Source organism: Paenibacillus sp. FSL R10-2771 (assembly GCF_038000205.1).
Classification (GTDB): Bacteria; Bacillota; Bacilli; order Paenibacillales; family Paenibacillaceae; genus Paenibacillus_AQ; species Paenibacillus_AQ phytohabitans.
The window spans coordinates 6,390,139-6,411,584 of sequence record NZ_JBBOBM010000001.1 but is presented as its reverse complement, the minus strand read 5'-3'; the positions used below and the strand labels follow the sequence as shown (position 1 = coordinate 6,411,584).

General features: G+C 52.6%; 22 protein-coding genes. 17 read left to right on the top strand and 5 right to left on the bottom strand.

What is annotated here, in order from left to right:
- The first annotated feature begins 90 nt into the window (after window positions 1-90).
- From NSU14_RS27680 to NSU14_RS27655, 6 genes are all read left to right on the top strand, one after another.
- The gene (locus NSU14_RS27680) at window positions 91-2,016 is read left to right on the top strand and encodes an asparagine synthase-related protein (protein ID WP_076247987.1); all 1,926 of its coding nucleotides are present in this window, start codon (window positions 91-93) and stop codon (window positions 2,014-2,016) included.
- Window positions 2,017-2,045: 29 nt separating this feature from the next.
- Window positions 2,046-2,171: a paeninodin family lasso peptide gene (locus NSU14_RS27675; RefSeq protein WP_039306512.1), complete on the top strand. Its 126-nt coding sequence runs from the start codon at window positions 2,046-2,048 to the stop codon at window positions 2,169-2,171.
- Between the two features lie 116 nt (window positions 2,172-2,287).
- Window positions 2,288-3,223, top strand: coding sequence for a hypothetical protein (locus NSU14_RS27670; RefSeq protein ID WP_042140742.1), 936 nt, complete (start codon window positions 2,288-2,290; stop codon window positions 3,221-3,223).
- Between the two features lie 2 nt (window positions 3,224-3,225).
- Window positions 3,226-3,525 carry a lasso peptide biosynthesis PqqD family chaperone gene (locus NSU14_RS27665; protein ID WP_042140743.1) on the top strand — a complete coding sequence of 100 codons (300 nt, stop codon included), beginning with the start codon at window positions 3,226-3,228 and terminating at the stop codon, window positions 3,523-3,525.
- The gene (locus NSU14_RS27660; RefSeq protein ID WP_042133659.1) at window positions 3,522-3,980 is read left to right on the top strand and encodes a lasso peptide biosynthesis B2 protein; all 459 of its coding nucleotides are present in this window, start codon (window positions 3,522-3,524) and stop codon (window positions 3,978-3,980) included. Before NSU14_RS27665 ends, NSU14_RS27660 begins: the two co-directional genes overlap by 4 nt.
- Before the next feature lie 13 nt (window positions 3,981-3,993).
- Window positions 3,994-5,793: an ABC transporter ATP-binding protein gene (locus tag NSU14_RS27655; RefSeq protein ID WP_042133661.1), complete on the top strand. Its 1,800-nt coding sequence runs from the start codon at window positions 3,994-3,996 to the stop codon at window positions 5,791-5,793.
- Window positions 5,794-6,240: 447 nt separating this feature from the next.
- Here the strand turns inward: NSU14_RS27655 and NSU14_RS27650 are convergent, their stop codons facing one another.
- A complete protein-coding gene (locus tag NSU14_RS27650; protein ID WP_340947936.1) occupies window positions 6,241-6,366 on the bottom strand; it encodes a hypothetical protein in 126 nt (41 codons plus the stop codon).
- An 8-nt stretch (window positions 6,367-6,374) separates the two neighbouring features.
- The gene (locus tag NSU14_RS27645) at window positions 6,375-7,565 is read right to left on the bottom strand and encodes a nucleotidyltransferase domain-containing protein (RefSeq protein ID WP_042133662.1); all 1,191 of its coding nucleotides are present in this window, start codon (window positions 7,563-7,565) and stop codon (window positions 6,375-6,377) included.
- Between the two features lie 330 nt (window positions 7,566-7,895).
- Here NSU14_RS27645 and NSU14_RS27640 point away from each other — a divergent pair, with 330 nt between their 5' ends.
- Window positions 7,896-8,606, top strand: coding sequence for a DUF554 domain-containing protein (locus NSU14_RS27640; protein WP_076247989.1), 711 nt, complete (start codon window positions 7,896-7,898; stop codon window positions 8,604-8,606).
- 156 nt (window positions 8,607-8,762) lie between these two features.
- On the opposite strand, the gene NSU14_RS27635 is transcribed toward NSU14_RS27640, so the two are convergent.
- Entirely contained in the window at window positions 8,763-9,704 is a 942-nt protein-coding gene (locus NSU14_RS27635; protein WP_340947935.1) for an NADP-dependent oxidoreductase, read from the bottom strand.
- A 246-nt stretch (window positions 9,705-9,950) separates the two neighbouring features.
- On the opposite strand from NSU14_RS27635, the gene NSU14_RS27630 reads away from it, so the two are divergent.
- From NSU14_RS27630 to NSU14_RS27610, 5 genes are all read left to right on the top strand, one after another.
- Window positions 9,951-11,204 carry an MFS transporter gene (locus NSU14_RS27630; RefSeq protein ID WP_076247994.1) on the top strand — a complete coding sequence of 418 codons (1,254 nt, stop codon included), beginning with the start codon at window positions 9,951-9,953 and terminating at the stop codon, window positions 11,202-11,204.
- 135 nt (window positions 11,205-11,339) lie between these two features.
- Window positions 11,340-11,780, top strand: coding sequence for a HEAT repeat domain-containing protein (locus NSU14_RS27625; RefSeq protein ID WP_042133669.1), 441 nt, complete (start codon window positions 11,340-11,342; stop codon window positions 11,778-11,780).
- Window positions 11,781-11,856: 76 nt separating this feature from the next.
- Window positions 11,857-12,816, top strand: a complete 960-nt coding sequence (locus NSU14_RS27620) for a DUF561 domain-containing protein (RefSeq protein ID WP_340947934.1) — start codon at window positions 11,857-11,859, stop codon at window positions 12,814-12,816.
- A 20-nt stretch (window positions 12,817-12,836) separates the two neighbouring features.
- Complete coding sequence (locus tag NSU14_RS27615) at window positions 12,837-13,409, top strand: hypothetical protein (RefSeq protein WP_076247999.1); 573 nt, start codon at window positions 12,837-12,839, stop codon at window positions 13,407-13,409.
- A 108-nt stretch (window positions 13,410-13,517) separates the two neighbouring features.
- Complete coding sequence (locus NSU14_RS27610) at window positions 13,518-14,408, top strand: CPBP family intramembrane glutamic endopeptidase (protein WP_076248002.1); 891 nt, start codon at window positions 13,518-13,520, stop codon at window positions 14,406-14,408.
- A 158-nt stretch (window positions 14,409-14,566) separates the two neighbouring features.
- On the opposite strand, the gene NSU14_RS27605 is transcribed toward NSU14_RS27610, so the two are convergent.
- Window positions 14,567-16,102: an acyl-CoA synthetase gene (locus tag NSU14_RS27605; RefSeq protein WP_340949007.1), complete on the bottom strand. Its 1,536-nt coding sequence runs from the start codon at window positions 16,100-16,102 to the stop codon at window positions 14,567-14,569.
- A 295-nt stretch (window positions 16,103-16,397) separates the two neighbouring features.
- Between NSU14_RS27605 and NSU14_RS27600 the strand changes: the two genes are divergently transcribed.
- From NSU14_RS27600 to NSU14_RS27590, 3 genes are all read left to right on the top strand, one after another.
- Entirely contained in the window at window positions 16,398-17,225 is an 828-nt protein-coding gene (locus NSU14_RS27600; RefSeq protein WP_076248004.1) for a methyl-accepting chemotaxis protein, read from the top strand.
- 189 nt (window positions 17,226-17,414) lie between these two features.
- Window positions 17,415-17,954 (top strand): GNAT family N-acetyltransferase, encoded by a 540-nt coding sequence (locus NSU14_RS27595; protein WP_340949006.1) that lies wholly within the window; start codon window positions 17,415-17,417, stop codon window positions 17,952-17,954.
- A gap of 128 nt (window positions 17,955-18,082) precedes the next feature.
- Window positions 18,083-18,799, top strand: coding sequence for a stalk domain-containing protein (locus NSU14_RS27590; RefSeq protein ID WP_042133678.1), 717 nt, complete (start codon window positions 18,083-18,085; stop codon window positions 18,797-18,799).
- Window positions 18,800-18,956: 157 nt separating this feature from the next.
- Here NSU14_RS27590 and NSU14_RS27585 read toward each other — a convergent pair whose 3' ends face one another.
- Window positions 18,957-19,082 carry a DUF4023 family protein gene (locus NSU14_RS27585; RefSeq protein WP_076248006.1) on the bottom strand — a complete coding sequence of 42 codons (126 nt, stop codon included), beginning with the start codon at window positions 19,080-19,082 and terminating at the stop codon, window positions 18,957-18,959.
- 279 nt (window positions 19,083-19,361) lie between these two features.
- On the opposite strand from NSU14_RS27585, the gene NSU14_RS27580 reads away from it, so the two are divergent.
- Together NSU14_RS27580 and NSU14_RS27575 are read left to right on the top strand one after the other, a co-directional pair.
- Window positions 19,362-20,009, top strand: a complete 648-nt coding sequence (locus NSU14_RS27580; protein WP_340947931.1) for a TetR/AcrR family transcriptional regulator — start codon at window positions 19,362-19,364, stop codon at window positions 20,007-20,009.
- 39 nt (window positions 20,010-20,048) lie between these two features.
- Window positions 20,049-21,224, top strand: a complete 1,176-nt coding sequence (locus NSU14_RS27575) for an Acg family FMN-binding oxidoreductase (RefSeq protein WP_340947929.1) — start codon at window positions 20,049-20,051, stop codon at window positions 21,222-21,224.
- The last annotated feature ends 222 nt before the right edge of the window (window positions 21,225-21,446 follow it).

Below are 21,446 nucleotides of genomic sequence, written 5' to 3'. Positions count from 1 at the left end.
CAATCAATGGAAAGAACGTTATCTTATATAGTAAGAAGTGTTCATTATTAAGAACGAATATCGAATTCTTAGACAGCTGGAGGTCGTACAATGAGCGCAATCGCCGGGATCTATTCTATGCAGCATGGGCCGCTGGACCCGGAGCTGGGTCCGCGCCTTATGCAGCAGCTGCAGCGTTATCCGGCTGATGATGCCAGGGCCTGGAGGGCAGAGGGACTCTTCCTCGGCTGCCGCTCGCAGTGGATCACCCCACAGTCAAGGAATGAGATTCTCCCCTATTATGATCCGGAACGCGGGCTGGCGATTGTGGCCGATGCAATCATTGATAACCGCAGCGAACTATTCGGACAACTTCAGGTTGTCCGGGAAGATCGTGATTCCATTCCAGACAGTCTGCTGATTCTCTTGGCCTATGAGAAATGGGGGGGAGAGGCGCCGGTTCATCTGGTCGGTGACTTTGCCTTCATGATCTGGGACGCACGCAAGCGGACGCTGTTTGGGGCGAGGGATTTCTCGGGTAACCGGACGCTTTACTTTCGCCGTTCCGGCAGAGAGTTCTCCTTCTGTACCGTAATTCATCCCTTGCTGGCCTTGCCTGATGGTCAGCAGGGACTGAACGAAGGCTGGATTTCAGAGTATCTGGCGAGCCAGGCCCGGAACGATGTGGCAGATATGTTCTCCACGGTTTATCAAGGGGTGGAACAGCTGCCGCCTTCCCACTCGGTTACAGTCAGCGCGAAGGGGGTTACCTTCTCCCAGTATTACACCTTCCGGACTCCGCCTCCATTAAGGCTTCGCGGCAACGGCGAATACGAGGAAGCGTTCCGTGAGGTATTCGGGCAGGCAGTCAGAGACCGGCTGCGGACCCATCTCGCAGTAGGCGCCAATCTGAGCGGCGGACTGGATTCCGGCTCAGTGGTCAGCTTTGCTGCAGAGGAGCTCCGCCGCCGCGGCAAGCCATTATTTACATTCAGCTCTTATCCGCTGGACAATTTTACAGGCTTTAAACTGGGCCAGCGGGTCACCGATGAGCGTCCATATATTCAAGAGACCATCGACCATGTGGGGAACATTCAGCCCAGCTTCTTGAACTTTCCTGACCGGAGCCCTTATGGTGAAATTGACGAATGGCTGGATATTATGGAGATGCCCTACAAATTCATAGAGAATTCCTATTGGCTCAAAGGCATATATGAACAAGCACAAATGAAAGGCGCCGGTGTTCTGCTCAGCGGACAACGGGGCAACTGGAGTATCTCCTGGGGGCCTGCACTCGATTACCAGGCGAAGCTGCTGCGCGAATTTCACTGGATTTCCTTCTACCGCGAGAACAAGCTTTATAGTCGTTCGATGGGGGCAAGTCGCAAGAAAATGCTGAAGATTGTCGGCCGCAAGGTGTTCCCCGGCCTTGGCCAGCTGATCTCCGGGAAGCAGGAGGCCCCTCCAGAGCTGATTCATCCTGAATTCGCACGGCGGACAGGGGTGCAAGAGAAGCTGAGAGAGCTTGAAGGAGTTGCTTCGTCCCAGACGGTGTACGATATCCGCAGACAGCATTTCCAGCAGCCGCATATCTGGAATGTGAATGGAACGGCAGCTACCAAGCTGTCGCTGAAGTACAGGGTATGGGATCGTGACCCTACGAATGATCTGCGTGTCATCAACTTCTGTCTGTCTGTCCCTGAAGGACAGTACGTCCAGAACGGAGTGGACCGGTCGTTAATCCGCCGGTCCATGGAAGGACGGCTGCCGGACAAGGTCAGACTAAACCAGACGCGGCGCGGTATACAGGGAGCAGATGGGATTACACGTATGCTGCCCCAATGGCAGATGTTCCTGCAGGAGCTAAGGGAGATGCTTCAGGACCCCCGGACTTCCTCTTACTTGAATCATGCCGGGCTCGCCGGGTGTTTAGACCGGCTGGGTAGTGAGCCCGCACCATTATTAATATTCAACACGGATTTCCGCCTTCTTACGAGAGGACTGGTGTTCTACCGCTTTCTGAAGCGTGTGACCTGATGGATGTTTCTTGAAAGGGGGTGACAAATATGAAAAAGGAATACAGCAAGCCTGCATTGGAAGTTCTGGATGTTAAAATGACTATGGCTGGACCTGGGATCGCTATTGCCGACTCCTTCCAATCGGATCCGGAAGAAATCGTTAGTCACTCCTAGTTTTGCTTGGCAACATCCCAGCCCTCATCCCTCTTAGCTTGCTGGAGGGGGATAAGGGCTATCCTCACATCACCGGCAGGCAGCCGGGTGAAATTGATAAAGATGGAGTGAACCGTATGGCGAGCACAGTGCAATGCCTGGGGTATAAGGCTTTTGGTCTGCAAATTCTCAGTGAATTCCCCTTGCCGGAACTTCCCCGTACGGAGCAGCCCGGAAGGTTGGGCAGCGTATCTGTTGTGGAGGCTGATTTGTCCGAGCGCTGGGAGGCGATACCGAAGATTTCACCGAATCTGGGTATGGCAGAGCAAGAAGTGATGTTCATGGTTAAAGGCACAGCTGTCTTTTCCATACAGAATGGCAGTACCATTACCGTATCTCCCGCAGTCCATGCCGATCCGGATAGCATCCGCCTGTTCATTCTGGGCAGCTGCATGGGTGTTCTTCTGATGCAAAAAGGCGTATTGGCTCTTCATGGAAGCTCACTTGTTCTGGAGAATAAGGCATACGCGCTGGTCGGGCGTTCGGGAGCGGGGAAATCTACGCTTGCCTCCTATTTAATGGATCAGGGACATCTCCTGGTCAGTGACGACGTTATTCCCGTGTTGGTGCATAATGGAACTCCATTAGCTGTTCCAGGTTATCCGCAGCAGAAGCTGTGGCAGCAAAGCTTGGACTATTTGGGAATGAATTCGTCTGCGTACCGCCCGCTGTTTAAGCGGGAGACCAAGTTTGCCATACCCGTTCATGACCGGTTCCAGGCTGAACCGCTGCCGCTTGCAGGAATATTTGAACTGTCTGTACAGGACGGGCCGGTGTCAGTAGAGGCTATCAGCGGCTTGGAGCGGCTTCATACCTTATATAATCATACCTATCAAAAAGCGCTGGTGGACCCCATGGGGGTCAGGGAATGGCATTTCGGTATGCTGGCCTCATTCGTTAACCGGCTGCCGATGTACCGGCTGACCCGTCCGGAGCAGGGCTTCAGTGCACCGCAGCAGACGGAGCTGATCTTTGAGACGATTACCCAAAAGGTGAAGGAGATGAAAATATGAATATGGATACAGCAGCAGTCCTGTCCCTTGATTCGGTTCTGGTTCAGCGGGAAGGCAATATCGCCAGTGACATGGATGGCGAGAAGGTGATGCTGAATGTGAAGAACGGTAAGTATTACAACCTTGGCGAGGTCGGGGGCGAGATCTGGGAAGCTCTGGCTTCACCGGTGTCCATCCGCCGGATTGCCGAGATCATGCAGGAGATCTTTGAGGTTCCGGCGGAGCTGGCACAGCAGGATGTATTTGATTTTGTGCAGAATCTGCTGAATGAGGATCTCGTCGCCATCGTCAACGGGCCATGATTACCCTCCGGCGCATCGGTTTACTGCTGAAGTATGACAAAGCCGCGCTGGCGCTGATTCCTGAGGCGTTATGGCGGCTTTTCCTGGTTAGAATCCAGCTGCTGTTTCCTTTTGCCAAGACGGCTCCGCAGCTCGGGGTGAAATCCCTGGAGACTCCGGCGGTATCCAAAGACACGGATATTCCCCGCATTCAGCAGATCACGAAGGCCATTCGGGTGATCAGCCGCTATACGCCCTGGAAAAGCACCTGTATGGTCAGAGCCGTAGCCGGTCTGAAGATGCTGGAGAAGCGGGGGATTGAGAGCACACTCTATATGGGGGTGGCGCGGGATAAGCAGGGGCAGATGATCGCCCATGCCTGGCTGAGAAGCGGGGCTTATTATGTCTCCGGTGATGATGCCATGCAGGGATTCGTGGTTGTGGAGAAATTCGCCAAAGTGTTACAAGCTGAGTGATCGAGGTGGGCCCATGCAAGCGATAATCTATTATTTCCGGCAGCTTCAGCGCTTGTCGGGAGCTAAACTATATCTCAACTTGTCCGGTATGGTGATCAGTGGTCTGCTGGAGAGCTCTGCCATATTGCTGCTTGTACCTATGCTGGGTATGGCTGGTATTCAGTTAGGCGGCACAGCCACGGCCGGTCTTCATCTTCCGATGCTTGGCTTCATCTCCGAACTGCCGCAGACCACGGCGCTCCTGCTGGTGCTTGGCGGTTATGTGCTCATTGTACTCTGCCAGAATCTGATCTCACGGTCCGTGGCCATCCGCAATGTGGAGATTCAGCAGACCTACGGCAGACAGCTGCGTTATGAGGTATACAGCGCGTTGCTGCGGGCCGAATGGTCTTTTTTTCTGAAAAAGCGCACCTCCGATCTGATCAACGTGATGACTACGGAACTGGCCAGAGTGCTTGCCGGCATCAGCTGCTTCCTGCAGTTTCTTACCTCGCTGCTGTTCACGCTGGTGCAGATCGGCTTCGCCTTCTGGCTGTCCCCCAAGATGACGCTCTCCGTACTCGTCTGCGCTGTTCTGTTGTCCCTGTTTTCCCGCCGCTTCATCCGTAAGGCTAAGAAGCTGGGCAGCCGCAGCACGGAGCTCGGCAAGACCTACTTGGGCGGAATAACGGATCAGCTGAACGGAATCAAGGATATCAAAAGCAATAATCTGGAGCATTCCCGGCTGGAGTGGCTGCATGCCTTCACCGGAGAGGTGAAGCAGGAGCAGCTGGACTATACCCGTCTGCGTTCGAACTCGCAGCTGCTGTACAAGTTGTCCTCTACACTGCTGATTGCCGTGTTTATCTTCGTCTCCTTCCGGTTCATGCAAGCAGAGGGTCCTAATCTGCTGCTGGTTATTCTGGTATTTACCCGGCTGTGGCCGACATTCTCTACCCTGCAGTCGCTGATGGAGCAGCTAGCCTCCGTACTGCCCTCCTTCAAGCAGCTGCAGCAGCTGCAGGACGAATGTCTTGCCGCTGTGGAGCATGACCGGGTGGAAGGCGGGGAAGCTGTAGCCCCTATGATCTTGAAGCATGGTCTTGAAGCCAGAAATGTTGACTTCCGCTATCATCCGCATGAACCGGAATATTCGCTTCAGAACGTAAATGTCTCGATTCCGGCCCGGAAGATGACCGCCATAGTCGGACGTTCGGGCGCAGGGAAGAGCACGCTCGTTGATCTGCTCATGGGACTGATGCAGCCGGAGACCGGAGAGATCCTGGCTGACGGCGCGCCTATCACAGGTGAGAGGCTGCTGTCCTACCGGAGATCCATCGGGTATGTTGCGCAGGACCCTTTTCTGTACAATGCGACCATCCGTGACAATCTGACGATGATCAAGCCGGATGCGGAGGAAGCGGAATTGTGGGAGGCGCTGGAGTTTGCGTCTTCGGCTGACTTTGTGCGCAAGCTGCCGGACGGACTGGATACGCTGCTCGGCGACCGCGGCGTACGCCTGTCCGGCGGGGAACGGCAGCGTCTGGTACTGGCGCGCGCGATTATCCGCAAGCCGTCCATCCTTGTGCTTGATGAAGCGACGAGTGCGCTCGATACCGAGAATGAGAAGCGGATTCAGGAGGCGCTGGAGCGGCTGAAGGCATCGGTGACGGTCATCGTCATTGCCCATCGCCTGTCCACCATCCGGGGAGCCGATCAGATTCTGGTCATCGACCAGGGACGGGTGATCCAGCAGGGAATATACAGCGGCCTGGCTTCAGAGAAGGGCGGCATGTTCAGCCGTCTGCTTAGCGGGCAGGAAGAAGCAATATAGGGGAGGGGCTAATTAGCCCCTCCCCTATATTGTCTTTAGCCTACGCTGGATGTCACTGCGGTGATCTTGGACTTCCGGATGGCTGATAAACTGTAGTATGAATTTCTTGATTCATCCGCTAATCCTCCCCTGTTCGCGGTAGTGAACAGGTAACTTTATAAAATCCTGCACAGAATACAACTTTTTCCTCATATTACCGGCTCAAATCCAATATTGTTGTACAAAATGCAGCATTTCGCCGTTCTCAAGCGGCTTTGCAGGATTATTCTTGTATTTTGTACAACAATCCTCCCACAAACCCTGCGATCCAGAAGTCAAAGTTGCAAAACGTACAACATTTATGCCTATATTGCTTGCTTAAGGTTACATTTATAACTGCACTGCTTACTTAAGAGACTCAATTCTGCCGGCAATCAATCAGAAGTGAGGATTTAAGTGTTTAAGTGTTTATTCCGTTAGTCCCGCAAGTCCCGGCAGTCCGACCAGCCCGACCAGTCTGACCAGTCCCGCCAGCGATTGACCGGTATTGACAGGTAACTCGTGTGGTTGTTGAGTGAAGTGCGGTTTCCGCATCCCGCCCGCTATATCCGTTTCTCTGCACCCGTTACCTTCCGCCAGCTCCACAGGAAAGGACGGAGGGGGAAATACAAGAAATGCAGCGCCTCCGGCAGCGGCAGTGTCTTCGCATCCGCTGCATAAGGGTACATAAAGCCGGTTACATAGAGTACCTGATGCCAGGGGGATAGAATCGCCGGCTGGTAATATTTATAATGACGCTCGACCTCCGGCTCCAGCGGAGGGTTGTGCAGATTGACCATCCGCGCCACATAGAACAGGGCGCGCTGTGCTAATCTGCGGGCTTTGGGTTGGTCCGTCAGAGCGGACAATCCGGGCTCTATCTCCGCGTCCAGCAGACCGGCTGCCAGAATGAGTGCCTGTCCGCCTACAGCGCTGTAATTGTAGCGCCGCAGCAGGCGGGTCAATACAGCGGAGTCCGGCTGCTGCAACAGCAGCATTTTGATGTCCAGCAGCCATCTCAGCCGGGACCATCCATGTCTGGCTCCATGGGCAGCCAGGAACAGGAACAGATCCTCCTGGCCCAGATAGTGGACGTTGCGGCCGAAGGGGCTGCTTGTCCGCGCATGCTTCCAAAGGGTATCGAAATCGGGTTCTTTGGACGGCCCCGGGCTTAATCTCCAGTGTACCTCCGCCTTGATCTTACTGACCGGATGATTGAATGTAGTATGATGCTCCCGCCATTTCCAGTCTCCGAGTATGCTCTCGAACGTTTCTTCCTTCACATACCCCAGACGGATCAGCAGGGCTTCCGTATCCTGCAGCTGCGCCATCGGCACCAGGAAATCAAGGTCCCGTGAGGTCCGCAGCGAGATATCTCCGTACAACGCCTGCGCAAGCACCGGACCCTTGAGGAACAGGCAGCGGATATTCAATTCGGCCAGCTGAGTGCCGAGGTTACTCATTTCACCGCTGAGCTGAAGCATCTGGACGGTATTTCGGCGATACTCCATTTTTATCCGCTCCAGGACGCTGGCAGGAATCACATCCCCATCCATCCGGCTGAGCTTGGGGTACAAATATGGATATACCCGGTGATGTAAGGTAAGCCGCAAGAATACATCCCAGTCCAGGCCTGTGAACAGCTGCGGATTCTGGTGTGCCGTTTCATTGATATTCTCAGAAGTTAAAAGCGCAAGAAGAAGTAATGTTTCCTTAGATAAGCTCCCCTTATCGAGGGTAGGCCGTTCATTCATAGAGACTCTCCTTACTTGGCTTTGAACAGATCCGCACCGGATTTGTTCAAAGATAAGAATATATATGCCTGACGCATTAGAATGTCCTTATCTTTCCCGCTGAAACGGATACCGTTCTTCTCAGGAAGGCTGGCCGTTTCTACTTGTATTTAGAGAATGATATTAGTGAGCGTACCATCGTTAACAGAAATCTGTCAATTTAATCTGGCGATGTAATCCTGATGGGCCATATGCATCTGCTCGGCCGGCAACACTCTTGACGCTACAGTGCCTGTTACCCCTATAATGCTAGGATAAGAGAGAAATTATAGTTGGGGGAACTGCTGGGCGATGGTGCTGTTGGGAGCTTTGGTGAATGGAGCAGCTATTATTATCGGAACAATGCTGGGCAAGCTGCTGGAACGGATACCGGAGAGTATGAAGAATACGGTGATGAACGGGATTGGGCTGGCGATTGTTGTGCTGGGGGTGCAGATGGGCCTCAAAAGCGGGAATTTCCTGATCGTTATTCTAAGCCTCGTGATCGGGGCGGTAGCCGGTGAATGGATCAACATTGAAGACAGGTTCACCCGTGCAGGGAATTGGCTGGAGCGTAGAGTGGGGGCAGGCGGACAGGGGAGTATCTCGCTGGGATTCGTCACGGCAAGCCTGGTGTTTGTGGTGGGTGCAATAGCCATTCTCGGAGCCCTCGACAGCGGCATCAAAGGTGATCATCAGATTCTCTATACCAAAGCGATTATGGACGGATTCATTTCCATTATTCTGACCTCGACGCTGGGAGTCGGTGTTCTGTTCTCGGCGGTCCCTGTTGTTCTATATGAAGGGATTATTGCTCTGCTTGCTACACAGATTACCCGGTTTGTGCCTGAAGCACTGCTGAACGACTGTATTGCTGAGATGACCGCAGCGGGAGGGATTATGATCATGGCGATCGGCCTGAATCTGCTGGGAATTACCAAGATCAAGGTAGCCAATCTTCTGCCCGGTATTCTTGTGGCTGTACTGCTGGTCGTGCTGGTGCATGGATTTCAACTGAATTGAGGCAACCTGGGCCATACGGGATTTCCTCCGCTTGAACTTGTGGTGAGACGGCTAATATTTCTATAATCAACTACCCCCACTTAGCCCATAAAGGGTCTTGAAGTGGAGGTATCCTTGCCTTATATCAGATGAACGGGCATGCGCATTGCCGGACCGTTATTTGATAGTGATAGCGACTTTGCCCTGAGTCTGCCTGCCTTCGCACAGCAGATGTGCGCTGCGCAGTCCTTCTGCAGTGAGCGGGAAGGACTGGCCAATTATCAGCTTCAGCCGGCGTTCGGCCGTCAGCCGGGCCAGCTCGGCCAACTGGAACGGGTCAGCGGCGGGAGTGAGGTACGCTGCGGTGATGTCCCCAGCCGCCGCTTGTACCGGGTCAGGCCGCTCCGCAGTGGAGATCAGCCTTCCGCCGGGTGCGAGAACCGCAAAGCTCCGGTTCAGGATCAGACCTCCGGCGGTGTCGATCACAACATCTATGCTCTGCCCGAGAATAGCGGCGAAATCCTGCTCTTGCCAGTCTATCGCCTGGTCGGCTCCGATGCCCCAGGCCAGATCAAGCTCATCACCGCTTACCGTCGTAATCACGGTAGCTCCCCGGAGCTTGGCGAGCTGGACAGCCAAGCTGCCGATATCTCCCGCGCCGTCGTGAACCAGCACGCGGTCCCGGCTGGAGACCCTGGCACTGGCCAGCGCCTGCCAGGCGGCAAGTCCGGCGGCAGGCAGAGCGCCAGCTGCTTCAAAGGATAATCCCGGGGGAATCGGTGCCAGCACCTGGCCGTTTGCCAATGTATATTCTGCGTAGGCCCCGCCCTCCTTAACCTGCATCAGCCCAAACACCGCATCACCCGGTTTGAACCGGCTTACTCCGCTGCCTGTACTCACTACCACTCCGGCAACGTCTATTCCGGGGATCAGCGGAAAGGCGGCAGTGTGGCCGCTGCCAGCAGGCAATGAGCCTTCCCTGACCTTCAAGTCCGCCGCATTAACAGAAGTCGCATACATTTCAATCAGTATTTCATGCTCACCCGGAATGGGAACAGGGATATCAATCTCTGTTAAATTTCCAGCGGGGCCGAACTCATGAATGGCGATGGCTTTCATTGATGGTAACCTCCTATACTGCTTGCAGATTCGCTTGTACATACTATACTTTTGCAGATGTATTTAAAAGCTAAGAATTTATATGCTTTGCGCATAAATTATCCTTATCTTTCCCGCTGAAACGGTAGCGTCCTGAAAAAGGACGGCAAACCCTTCCTGCTTGGTCAAAATCCATTAGGTAGCGCTGTGGAAACTATGCTAGAATATGACTCTAAAGTGCTGAGAAAGAGGAGGAATCCCCTGACAATGAACACTGACTGGAAGAAAAATATTGCCTTTTTCCTTACCAGCCAGACCGTCTCGCTGTTCGGATCTTCACTGGTCCAGTATGCGATTCTCTGGTATATTACCCTGAATACACAGTCCGGAGTAATGATGACGTTAGCGATTATCTGCGGATTTGTGCCGATGTTTCTCTTGTCGCCCTTTGCGGGGGTCTGGGCAGACCGTTACAGCCGCAAATGGCTGATTGTCCTCTCGGATTCTATTATTGCAGCTTCGACACTGGTTCTGGCGATATTGTTTCTGCTGGGATACGACCAGATGTGGCTGCTTTTTGTGGTGTCTGCCCTGCGGGCGCTTGGAGGCGGAGTGCAGACACCGGCTGTAGCGGCCATGCTGCCGCAGCTGGTGCCGGAAGACAAACTGACCCGGATCAGCGGAATCAACGGCAGCATTCAGGCAATGGTGATGCTGCTGTCCCCGATGCTGAGCGGAGCCCTGCTGAGCATGGCAAGTATTGAAATTATATTTTTCATCGATGTGATCACTGCTGCAGTGGCGGTTATGACGATGTTCTTCTTCGTGCAGGTGCCGCTTCATGCCAAAGCTGCTGCAGAGCAGACACTCAGCTATTTGAGTGATCTGCGCCAGGGCTTCAGCTATATCCGGCAGCATGCTTATATTAGAAGCTTTTTTATTTTCTGTGCCTTTTTCTTTGTGCTGGCGGCCCCGGTGTCGTTTCTGACTCCGCTGCAGGTTACACGAACCTTTGGCGGGGATATCTGGCGCCTGACCGCCATTGAGATTACGTTCTCGATCGGGATGATGCTTGGCGGACTGCTGATGGCCGTCTGGCCGGGTTTCCGGAACCGGGTTCATACGATGACTTTATCGGCCCTTGCCGTCGGGTTATGCACGTTTGCGCTGGGTGTAATTCCAGTCTTCTGGATTTATCTTGCCGTAATGGGGCTGGTGGGACTGGCGCTGCCGTTCTTCAATACCCCCTCCACAGTTCTGCTGCAGGAGAAGGTGGAGCCGGATTACCTGGGCCGGGTCTTCGGGGTGCTGGGCATGATTTCGAGTTCGATGATGCCGCTGGGCATGCTGGTCTTCGGGCCGTTGGCCGATCTTATACAGATTGAATGGCTGCTGATCATTACGGGAATGCTGCTGTTTATCCAAGGCTTTTTCCTGCTGGGTAATAAGGTGCTGATCGAGGCAGGCAAGCCTGCTGCTGTTGCTGGTGCTGAAGCGGAGAATGCCGGAGGAAATGAGTAAGATCTGCCGGTTGCTCCGGAATCACATGAATGTTTGTACAAAAGATTGAAATCAAGGAGTACAGTACTGTAGAATTGCACTATGTAAGATAAACGTTCTATATATCAGATTTAACCAAGAAGGGGATTGTATCGTTTGAATAATGAAGAAGTAATCCAAGAGCTGCCAGAGAATTATGAGGAACTGAAGAAAGCCGCCGGCCGCTCCGCGGATTGGAGAGCGCGTCTTGAAGCAGTGGAAGAGCTGGGCCGCTACAACCACAAACAAATTATTGATATCCTTAATCGTCTGATGATCAGCGATCCTGTATATACCGTTCAAGAAGCCGCGTACAACAAGCTGAGAGCCTTCGGCGAAGAGGTCAAGGTTCCGTCGAAGAATAAGGCCGAGCTGTTCAGAGGGGTATCGAAGATTATTCTGCGGATTAAGAAGAGTCTTCCGAAAGACCATTCTTACGAAGAGTTCAAAGAGAAGCTGAAGAAGATGCGGGTTGACGTCTACGATGCCTATGAAGGCGAGAAGGGCGAGAATTTCGATGAATGGCTGGAGAAAATGTGGGTTTCGGCCACCAAATAGGTAGAGCACAGCAAGCGGAGAGATGGGGGAGCCTTCCTTATCGATCCGCTTTTTGATGTGATAAGGGGGAAGGATTATGAGTATTGCAAGAATGCTAGGGATCACCTACCCGATAATCCAGGGGGCCATGGCGCAGATTGCCTACGCCGAACTGGCAGCAGCGGTATCGAATGCGGGGGGACTGGGAGTCATTGCCTCCGGCGGGATGAGTGCGGACCGGCTGCGGGAAGAAATTCATAAGTGTAAAAGCCTGACGGCTAAGCCCTTCGGCGTCAACCTGATGCTGATGGCTCCCAACCGGGATGAACTGGCGCAACTGGTGATAGACGAAGGCGTTAAGGTCGTGACCACAGGAGCGGGTTCGCCCAAGAATTATGTGGCCATGTGGAAGGCAGCAGGTATAGTGGTCATTCCTGTAGTTCCTTCTGTGCAGATTGCACGGAAAATGGAGGCGCTGGGAGTTGACGCGATTGTGGCCGAAGGCACAGAGGCGGGCGGTCATGTGGGAGAGACTACAACCATGGTGCTTGTTCCACAGGTTGCCGATGCTGTAGCCATTCCCGTCATTGCTGCCGGCGGAATCGCCGATGGCCGGGGAGCGGCGGCAGCTTTTGCACTGGGAGCGCAAGGGGTGCAGGTGGGCACACGCTTCCTGGCGACAATCGAATGTCCGGCCCATGAGCAGTTTAAGCAGGCGGTTGTTGCCGCACAAGACGGCGATACGCTGGTAACCGGCCGTTCGCTTGGTGTTCCTGTGCGCAGCATTAAGAACCGTATGACGCTGGAGTACATGAGGCTGGAGAAGGGCGGGGCGGGTAAAGAGGAGCTGGAGGCACTGGCAATGGGCTCTCTGGGCCTTGCGGTCCGTGACGGGGATACAGAGAACGGTTCGGTAATGGCCGGCCAGATTGCAGGGCTGGTACGTGAGATTACCACCGTGCAGGAGGTCATCACCTCCATGTTCGCAGAGGCTAAGACCGTTGGCCGCAAAGTATATAAAATGACCGATGATGTTCATACAGGCGCACTATATTAATCCAAGAAAAGGATGATTTCATGCTTACCCATAAATTTCAGGAATTCCTGGAGCTGTCCGCGCAATTGCGGCCCGGCTACACCGCCAGTCTGGGCAAGGCCCCGGCAGGAGGCAGTGCCGCTATTTCAGAGTATGCCCCCGAGGTTCCTCCGCTTTTACAGGCAATCTATGACACCGTTCTGGGAACGGGCAGCAGCGAAGAGGACCCCAGCCTGGTTGAATTCATTCCGGGCTACCGGCTGATTCATATCGGGGAATACGGCCAGGAAGTGGCGCTACTGTCAGGCATCCTGCAGGAGAAGGGCTATGCCGGCGGCGGGGTCGTGCTGCCGCTGCTGACTAACTACGGCAGTGATTTTATCTGCTACTACCGGTCTGAGGATGGGGTCGAGCGGGTATGCGACCTGCTGCATGACTACGGCGATTTGGTGACCATGTATGATTCACCGGAGAAATTCCTGGAGACCCTGTGCGAATTCTATAAGCAGGAGGTATATTTCCTGGATGAAGAGGGCTACCTGGACTGTGATCTGGTAACGGAAGGCGAGGTAGGCGCGGCACTGAATCCGGATGCGAAGTACTGGTCGGAGTAAGCAGCTGCGGCTCTGGATTATTTTGCATATATTCAATTGTTTTGCAGGGCCCTTCCCTTTCGGTCCGTCTAACGGATGAGAGGATGAGGAAGGGAAGGGTGACTGCACATGCAATTTCTATTCAGGAACCGGAACGGGCAGCTCAGAGCAGGCTGGGAGATTTTATGGGTCGGCGGGGCTATTGCGCTTCTGACGGTAATTGTCTCCTTTGGTCTATCGCTGCGTGTGGGTTCCACAGGACTATTCGATCCGGACGGCTGGGTGCGTGTCTTCAAATCTACAGCCATCTATTCGTTTATTGTTGTGTGTTATACGGTACGAATAATACATAAGCGTCCGCTGTCCAGCATTGGACTGTCCAGGCCTGACGGCAAGCGGTTCGCTGCCGGCTTCGCAGGCGGAGCACTGCTGCTATCCTCCGTTCTGCTGGTGCTATGGGGTCTGGGGAATGCTGTGGTTCAGGGAGAGTGGTCACAGCCCCGGTTCGGACAGCTCGATGCGGCGGATATTGTGATTACGGCACTGCTGGCCGGAATCTGCGAAGAGGTGATCTTCAGAGGATACCTTCAGCATCTGCTGTCCTCAAGGCTCGGTATTCCGGCCGCAGTGGGCCTGACCGCCATCTTCTTCTCGCTTGCCCATATGGCGAATCCAGGATATAGCTGGATCAGTGGACTGAATATCGTGATTATCGCTTTAATCTTCTCTTGGGTGACTCTCCGGACAGGTAATTTGTACGCTGCGATGGCGCTGCATATTTCCTGGAATCTGTTCCAGGGCTACATATACGGCGTTGCGGTGAGCGGGAATACGCCCAAAGGTATCTATTCGGTATCCTTACAAGGAAATGAGCTGCTGACCGGGGGCAAGTTCGGCCTGGAAGGGAGTCTGGTTACCACACTCATTCTTGTCATTCTGTATACAGCGTTGCTGCTTCTGTCCAGCGGCAAACGCGGTACAAGGATACAGAGACAGGAAGGTTCGATTCGTATTCGTTAGAGCTTAAGGCTGTCTTGAGGTAAAAGCACAAAAATCCCCGTTCCTACGTGACTGTAGGAACGGGGATTTTATTGTTTCTTCAGTTCATTAGGAACTGGCCTTATCGGCGTGCTTCCAGTCAACAGGAGCGAGCCTGCTGCTGCCGGCCAAGCTGCTGCCTACTCTTGCGCAGCCTTCTTCTCCTGCTCGCGCAGCTCGATTCTGCGGATTTTGCCGGAGGTCGTCTTCGGCAGATCCGTAATGAATTCGATTTTGCGCGGGTACTTGTAAGGTGCAGTCTGTTCCTTGACATGGGACTGCAGCTCTTTGGCCAGCTCCGGTGTGCCGGCATGGCCGTCCTTGAGCACAACAAAAGCTTTGACGACCGAGCCGCGGATCTCGTCAGGACTGGCTACCACTGCGCATTCCTTGACCAGGTTATGTTTCATTAATGCTTCTTCTACTTCAAACGGCCCGATGGTATAACCAGAGCTGATGATGATATCATCCCCGCGGCCTTCGAACCAGAAGTAGCCGTCCTCATCCTTGCGCGCCCGGTCGCCGGTTACGAAATACTCCCCGTGCGAGCAGTTTGCCTTGCGCTCCGGATCTTTGTAGTAATTCTGGAACAGGGCAGGCATGCTCAGGTGCACGGCGATATCACCTACGACCCCGGCAGGCAGCGGATGTCCTTCCTCGTCGATTACTTCAACAATTCCGGGAGCAATCGATTTGCCCATGGAGCCGACACGGATCGGCTCATCCTTCAGCGCCGCGATGATCAGGGTGCTCTCTGTTTGTCCATAGCCGTCGCGGATCGTAATATCGAAGTGCTGCTGGAAGGTGTGAATGACTTCCTGATTCAGCGGCTCACCGGCGGATACTGCACAACGCAGATTCGACAGATCGTACTGGGCGAGGCCTTCAGTCTTGGCCATCAGACGGTACTCTGTAGGTGTGCAGCACAATACCCCGATCTTCTCATCCTGCAGCAGCTGAAGATAACGGTCCGGATGGAAAGGGCCATTATAGACGAAGCCGGTAGCCCCGTTGCCGAGTACAGTGAGGAATGGACTCCAGATCCACTTCTGCCAGCCCGGTGCGGCCGTTGCCCAGACGGTATCCGATTCACGGATATCCAGCCAGAGGGAGGAGGTGATCCGCAGATGCGCATATCCCCAGCCGTGGGTATGGACTACGGCCTTCGGGTTGCCGGTTGTACCGGAAGTATAGGCCAGGATGGCGATATCGTCCCGGCGGCTGGCAACCGCAGGGAAGGAGTCAGATTGTCCGTCCATCAGGCCTTCCAGGTCTACCCAGCCGTAGCCAAGCTCAGCTTCGCCGACAGACAGGCGATAGTCCAGGGCAGGCAGATCTTCGGCGATCTTGTTCACTTCGCCGGTAACCTCCGACCAGACAATGACCGCGCGGGCTTCGGAATGGCGCAGCCGGTAGGACAGATCCTTGGCCCGCAGCATTTCAGAAGATGGAATAACGGCAAGTCCCAGCTTCAGGCAGGCCAGATAGATGACGTAGGCGATAATGCGGCGTGGTACCATAACCAGGACACGGTCCCCTTGCTTCAGACCGAGGCCTGACAGCCCCCCCGCCAGACGGTTAGCCTGAGCCATAAGCCGTCCATAGGTGATTTCTTCGAAATCCCCGTTCTCTTGTAACCATTTAAGAGCAATCTTATCTCCAGGATGCTGCTCCATTTCCGAAGTGAGATTGTAGAATTCAGGTGCGATCCAGCGTTGATTATCCAATTGAACCTCTCCTATGCAAACATGATGATGTATCTGATAAATATAGTATAGCACGTTCTCCTAGTACCAGATGCTAAATCCCCGTAACGATACAGAAGAATGTTCTGTGACAGCTTTTATTTTGAACATTCTAATCTTGAAGGGGAGAACCACATGATTTTCAGAAAAATTCAATTCCCCTTTTCATTAAGTGATATAATCAGACCTGAATATTTGAAAATTACGGAACAGGCGGTCGATAGTTATGCTGGAGGATAAACAGGAGGATAAGCTTGGGCAGCTGCAGAATGTGCTCAGTATGATTCAGAAAACGTACCCCGAGGATGCTGCCCTGGTGCTCGCGGATACGGACAAGGTGCTTGCTTATCTTCCCGGTGAGAAGATTGATCTTAAGGTTCCGGTAGGCGCACCTATTGAGAAGTTCAGAGGTACTGTGTCGTATGCAGCCCTGGAGACGGGCAAAGTGCAGCGCGAGGAACGCGGCCCGGAAGCTTTTGGCATATCCTATCTCTCAACGGCAGTCCCGGTCATGCGTGAGGGTGAAGTCATTGGTGTTATTGCAGCGATGGTATCCAATCACAAGGCGGCAAGGCTTCAGGAGGGTGCACAAGAATTGTCCTCCCTGGTGGAAGAAATGACGGCGACCTCCGAAGAAGTGACCCGTTCCTCCATGGGAATTACCCAAAGACTGGACGAGCTAATGAGCAGCTCAAATTCTATGGTTCAAGATATCGAGAGCAGCTTTGAGATTCTGTCCACCGTCAAGCGGATCGCTGACCAGTCACATATGCTCGGGCTTAATGCGGCAATTGAAGCGGCGAGAGCCGGTGAACAGGGACGGGGATTCGGCGTGGTGGCGACTGAAATCCGCAAGCTGGCTAATGACAGCCACGCACTGGTGAAGAACATCCACAGCCAGCTGGCAGGGATGAAGCAGTCTATTCTGCAGATGGACCAGTCTATCCAGCACATCATGTCATTCTCACAGCATCAGGGACAATCCATGCAGGAGTTAAGCCGGGCGTTTGAGCATGTGGCCGGGACCGCGAATGATTTATCCAATATGGACTAGGCCCGGACGTATATTATAAACTGCAGCCGCAACAACCCTCAGATGATGCCTCCGGGCATCTTTTTTATATAAGCAGGTCCAGACATGTCTAATGTAGCTTCCCATGAAGTTATTCATACAGGAATTACGGGTAAAATAAAGAGCAAGACGCTTCACACAACAGAAACAGCAGAAAGCAGGCAGCCGAAAATGAGCAATCAGTCGCTAATCAGCGGAACAACCTTTGATGAGATATTCGCAATTATGGAAGCTTCTTTTCCGGTAAGTGAGATCAGAACCTATAGCGGGCAGCGGGCCTTGCTGGCGAATCCGAATTATCACCTGTATACCGAAAAGGATGCAGAGGACCGGACGCTCGCTTTCATGGCCACCTGGGAATTCCCTGAATTGCGGTTTGTTGAGCATATTGCCGTTAACCCGGATATACGGGGCGGGGGAATCGGCAAGAAGCTGATGAACCGCTATATTAGCCGATCGGACAAGCCGGTGGTGCTGGAGGTGGAGCCGCCTGAGGGGGAAACGGAACAGCGGAGAATCGGATTCTATGAACGGCTGGGCTTCTATCTGAATCCGTACCCTTATGTGCAGCCGCCGCTGCGCGCGGGTCAAGCCGACCTGCCGCTGCGCATCATGACCTATCCCCGGCCGGCTACCCTGAAGGAATTCCAGCGGTTTAGAGATGTCCTGTACACCGGGGTGTATCAGATTACGGTCCCGAACAGCCGTTAACACCTGGTGCAGATTCGGAATTACTTCTTTACAATCCGGATACAAGTTAGAAACAAGTTAATGGTTTAATGAATCTATAGCAAGGAACACTACAAACAACATACACACACACAAGGGAGACGATAATAATGAAGAGCAAAAAAATGATCATAGCAACCATGGTATTCGGAATGGCAATTACGGGTTCAGCAGGTGTATACGCAGGAACGAATATGCAGAAGATCAGCGCTTACCTAAACCACAGCATCGGCTTCAAAGTAAACGGAGCGGCTTACACGCCGGTAGACGGCAATGGCAAAACACTGTCACCAATTACTTATAATGATACAACTTACCTTCCGGTCCGGGCGCTGGCGGATGCACTGAAGGTGCCGGTAACATTCAATGCTTCTACTAACCAGGTCATTCTGGGCGGCGGAAAGGTAACTACAACACCGGATAACGGTTCAGCTATTGCTTTAGCGGCAGTACAATACAGTGCAGCACAAAAAGAAGAGATTACCAAGGCGTTCGCCGCCTACCAGGGCTTTGAAACAGCTTATGCTCCGGCCCAAATGATCAGCGGGGATGCATTCCAGAAGGTTGTGGGCGGAGATGACGGCGTAAGCTTCCTGTTCAATAAAATGCGGGTGAATGTATCCCCGCGTGATTATTCTTACGATTATAACGGAACTACCGTGAAGCTATCCAACGGAACGGAAGCGAAGTGGTACACCCCTTCAGATACGGCTATGCTGACCTTTGCGCTGGCAGACCGTTTTGTGACTATCAGTTCGCCGGATAAATCACTCAGCAAAGCACAAATCGAGAAAGTAGCTGTAAGTGTAGCGAAATTGAGCAAATAATCACTACTGCTTCTATAGAGATAGAACACACAGAGAAATCTTCAGAAGCATATTTATAGAATGTTCTTATAGTAAAAAGGGATGTCCGCAGAGCCAGCTGAACTGGTCCTTGCAGACATCCTTTTTTGGTATACAGCTCCTGGCTGAATGTTGTAGCCTATTTATTGGTGCTGTGCTGTTTGTTCGCAAGGCGTGCGCCCGGTGTTCCTTTGCCCCGGTTTCTGTTCTTCAGCGCTTTCCGCTGATTCTCCTGGAATTTCTCCACGAATTCATGAGTGTCCATTGCGGCGGTCCTCCTAATAGTTTGCTCAGCTTAACCTCGGTGAATGTACTTCGATCAATACCCACTTCGGAATCATGAGCTTCAGTGTTATTAAGCATGGCTTTAAAAGCAAACGCTTAAGTTTGGTATGTTTACTTTATCCACTTCGGACCCTTCTCATGCATGGCTTGTTTCTTTCGAATGTAACCAACCTCACAGACATCAGGACCCTAAGAAGCGCAAAGTAAACTAATAGTTTACTTGACTGCACTGCCGTGCAGATTGAAAGGAGGCGAGACTGTGGGAAGCAGCGAACGCAAAATGAAAGAGAAGGAGCTCCGCAGGAACGACATTATAGAAGCTGCGGAGACAGTCTTCTTTGCCAAAGGGTATCAGAATACGACCATGGATGACATTGCCAAAACAGCGGAATTCAGCAAGAGAACGCTATATGTATATTTCAACAGCAAGGAACAGCTTTACTTTGAGATCATGATCAGGGGCTATAGATTGATGCAAGGGATGCTGCAGCAGGAAATGCTCGAGACGAAGACCGCGAATGCCATAGACAGCCTTGTGCAAATGGGCAATGTTTTTTACCGTTTCAGCAAAGTGCACCCGGAATACTTCAAGGCCATTATGGAATACGAGACCGCAGAGATTGACTTCGATAGGGGAATTACGGACGCCTCCAGAGAGGAATGTTATGCCTTGGGTGAGACGATGACAGAGTACTTAATCGGGCTAACCCGCAAAGGGATAGAAGAGGGCGTAATCCGTAAAAGCCTGAATCCAGTCCAAACCGCGCTGGTGCTGTGGTCTTGTGTGATCGGTGTTTTGAATACGGTCCGGAAGAAGGAGAATTATCTCAGGCAGATGCATTCGACAACACCGGATGAACTCGTAATGGCAGCCTTCCATCTGATGATTGAGTCTATAAAAGTCTAGAGGAGGGGTCCATTGAAAGGAAAGAGGAGTTTTAAAATATTGAAGCTAATTATTTCGTTTACTGCCGGGCTGGTCCTTGCCGTGTTTGTCTTATTAATGTTCCTTAGTGGAGTTTTCAGGCAGCAGGATTACTTGCAGCCGTGGAGTCAAGGGTACTCCGCAGCTATGACAGATCCCAGATTGAGACTGGCCGCACATGGTCTGCTGGCCGCAAGCGGGCATAATATGCAGCCTTGGTTAATCAAGCTGGATCAGAAGAACGATAAAGTGTTTACTCTATATGCTGACAACAGACGCCTGTCTCCGGCGGTGGATCCTGAAGCAAGACAGTTAATGATTTCGCAGGGAACCTTTCTGGAATATGTACGGATTGCAGGACAACAGCTTGGATATCAGGTAGACATCAAACTGTTTCCTGAGGGAGGCTATGATGAGAGCAGGCTGGAAGAGAGTATGGCCAACAAACCGGTTGCACGTCTTACGCTCAATAGCATAAGTCTGGTGAGCCAGCCGCCGCTCTACAATTATTTATTCCAGCCGGATACCAATAGGGGACCTTATACTTCCGATAAGCTCAGCCCGGTTCAATTGAAGGGACTGCAGAGTATTAATGTTATCAGCGGTCTGAAAATGAACATCGTTCAGGATGCCGGCAATATGAAGATATTGGGAGCCTACGCCGAGAAAGCGGCAGTAATAGAGGCTGGTGTAGATTCTGTGATGCAGGAATCCGCACGGATCTTCCGCGCCAATGAACGGGAGAAGAATCAATTCCGCGATGGATTCTCTGTAGAAGGACAAGGAACTAGCGGTATTATGCGACATATCCTTCAGGGTGCAGTAACTCTGTTTCCATCCCTAAATGAAGGAAAAGCTGCTTCGAAGCAGTTTATCAACTCCACAACAGCTTCGGTCAAGAGTACTCCCGCGTACGTGCTAATTATCAGCAATGACAACAGCCGGGTCAGCCAAATCCGGAGCGGCATGCTCTACAGCCGGTTAACCTTGACCGCCCACCTTCAAGGGCTGGCTATGCAACCATTAAGCCAGGTGCTTGAGGAATATCCGGAGATGAGCAGATTGTACAGCGGGATTCACCGCGAATATGCCGCTCCCGGTCAGACGATTCAGATGCTGGCCCGTGTGGGAACTCCGCTTAAGACAGGGCGGCTTAGCATGAGGCGTGATGTGCTAGAGCTACTGGACGATAATTAAGGCCGTAAATCTGCTAGAGAGGAACCAGCCTTCACTCTGTGGATATTATCTATCCTGTTGGATTAACTGATACATTGTGTCGGAAGGAGTACTAGCGAGTGCGGTCCGCCGCACTCCATGCATTATGGGGCACAATCCGTGAAGAACCTGGAGTTCAAGGGAATGCACAAGATAGTTTCAAAATAAAGCTTGCAAAGAATTTCTATACATGATATATTCTAT

Coding starts and splice junctions, on each gene's coding strand:
- NSU14_RS27585 (WP_076248006.1), bottom strand. CDS start 19,082: ATGGACACTCATGAATTCGTGGAGAAATTCCAGGAGAATCAGCGGAAA.
- NSU14_RS27615 (WP_076247999.1), top strand. CDS start 12,837: ATGCTTACCCATAAATTTCAGGAATTCCTGGAGCTGTCCGCGCAATTG.
- NSU14_RS27605 (WP_340949007.1), bottom strand. CDS start 16,102: ATGGAGCAGCATCCTGGAGATAAGATTGCTCTTAAATGGTTACAAGAG.
- NSU14_RS27610 (WP_076248002.1), top strand. CDS start 13,518: ATGCAATTTCTATTCAGGAACCGGAACGGGCAGCTCAGAGCAGGCTGG.
- NSU14_RS27665 (WP_042140743.1), top strand. CDS start 3,226: ATGGATACAGCAGCAGTCCTGTCCCTTGATTCGGTTCTGGTTCAGCGG.
- NSU14_RS27600 (WP_076248004.1), top strand. CDS start 16,398: ATGCTGGAGGATAAACAGGAGGATAAGCTTGGGCAGCTGCAGAATGTG.
- NSU14_RS27670 (WP_042140742.1), top strand. CDS start 2,288: ATGGCGAGCACAGTGCAATGCCTGGGGTATAAGGCTTTTGGTCTGCAA.
- NSU14_RS27680 (WP_076247987.1), top strand. CDS start 91: ATGAGCGCAATCGCCGGGATCTATTCTATGCAGCATGGGCCGCTGGAC.
- NSU14_RS27595 (WP_340949006.1), top strand. CDS start 17,415: ATGAGCAATCAGTCGCTAATCAGCGGAACAACCTTTGATGAGATATTC.
- NSU14_RS27675 (WP_039306512.1), top strand. CDS start 2,046: ATGAAAAAGGAATACAGCAAGCCTGCATTGGAAGTTCTGGATGTTAAA.
- NSU14_RS27645 (WP_042133662.1), bottom strand. CDS start 7,565: ATGAATGAACGGCCTACCCTCGATAAGGGGAGCTTATCTAAGGAAACA.
- NSU14_RS27660 (WP_042133659.1), top strand. CDS start 3,522: ATGATTACCCTCCGGCGCATCGGTTTACTGCTGAAGTATGACAAAGCC.
- NSU14_RS27635 (WP_340947935.1), bottom strand. CDS start 9,704: ATGAAAGCCATCGCCATTCATGAGTTCGGCCCCGCTGGAAATTTAACA.
- NSU14_RS27650 (WP_340947936.1), bottom strand. CDS start 6,366: ATGCGGAAACCGCACTTCACTCAACAACCACACGAGTTACCTGTCAAT.
- NSU14_RS27655 (WP_042133661.1), top strand. CDS start 3,994: ATGCAAGCGATAATCTATTATTTCCGGCAGCTTCAGCGCTTGTCGGGA.
- NSU14_RS27630 (WP_076247994.1), top strand. CDS start 9,951: ATGAACACTGACTGGAAGAAAAATATTGCCTTTTTCCTTACCAGCCAG.
- NSU14_RS27590 (WP_042133678.1), top strand. CDS start 18,083: ATGAAGAGCAAAAAAATGATCATAGCAACCATGGTATTCGGAATGGCA.
- NSU14_RS27640 (WP_076247989.1), top strand. CDS start 7,896: ATGGTGCTGTTGGGAGCTTTGGTGAATGGAGCAGCTATTATTATCGGA.
- NSU14_RS27620 (WP_340947934.1), top strand. CDS start 11,857: ATGAGTATTGCAAGAATGCTAGGGATCACCTACCCGATAATCCAGGGG.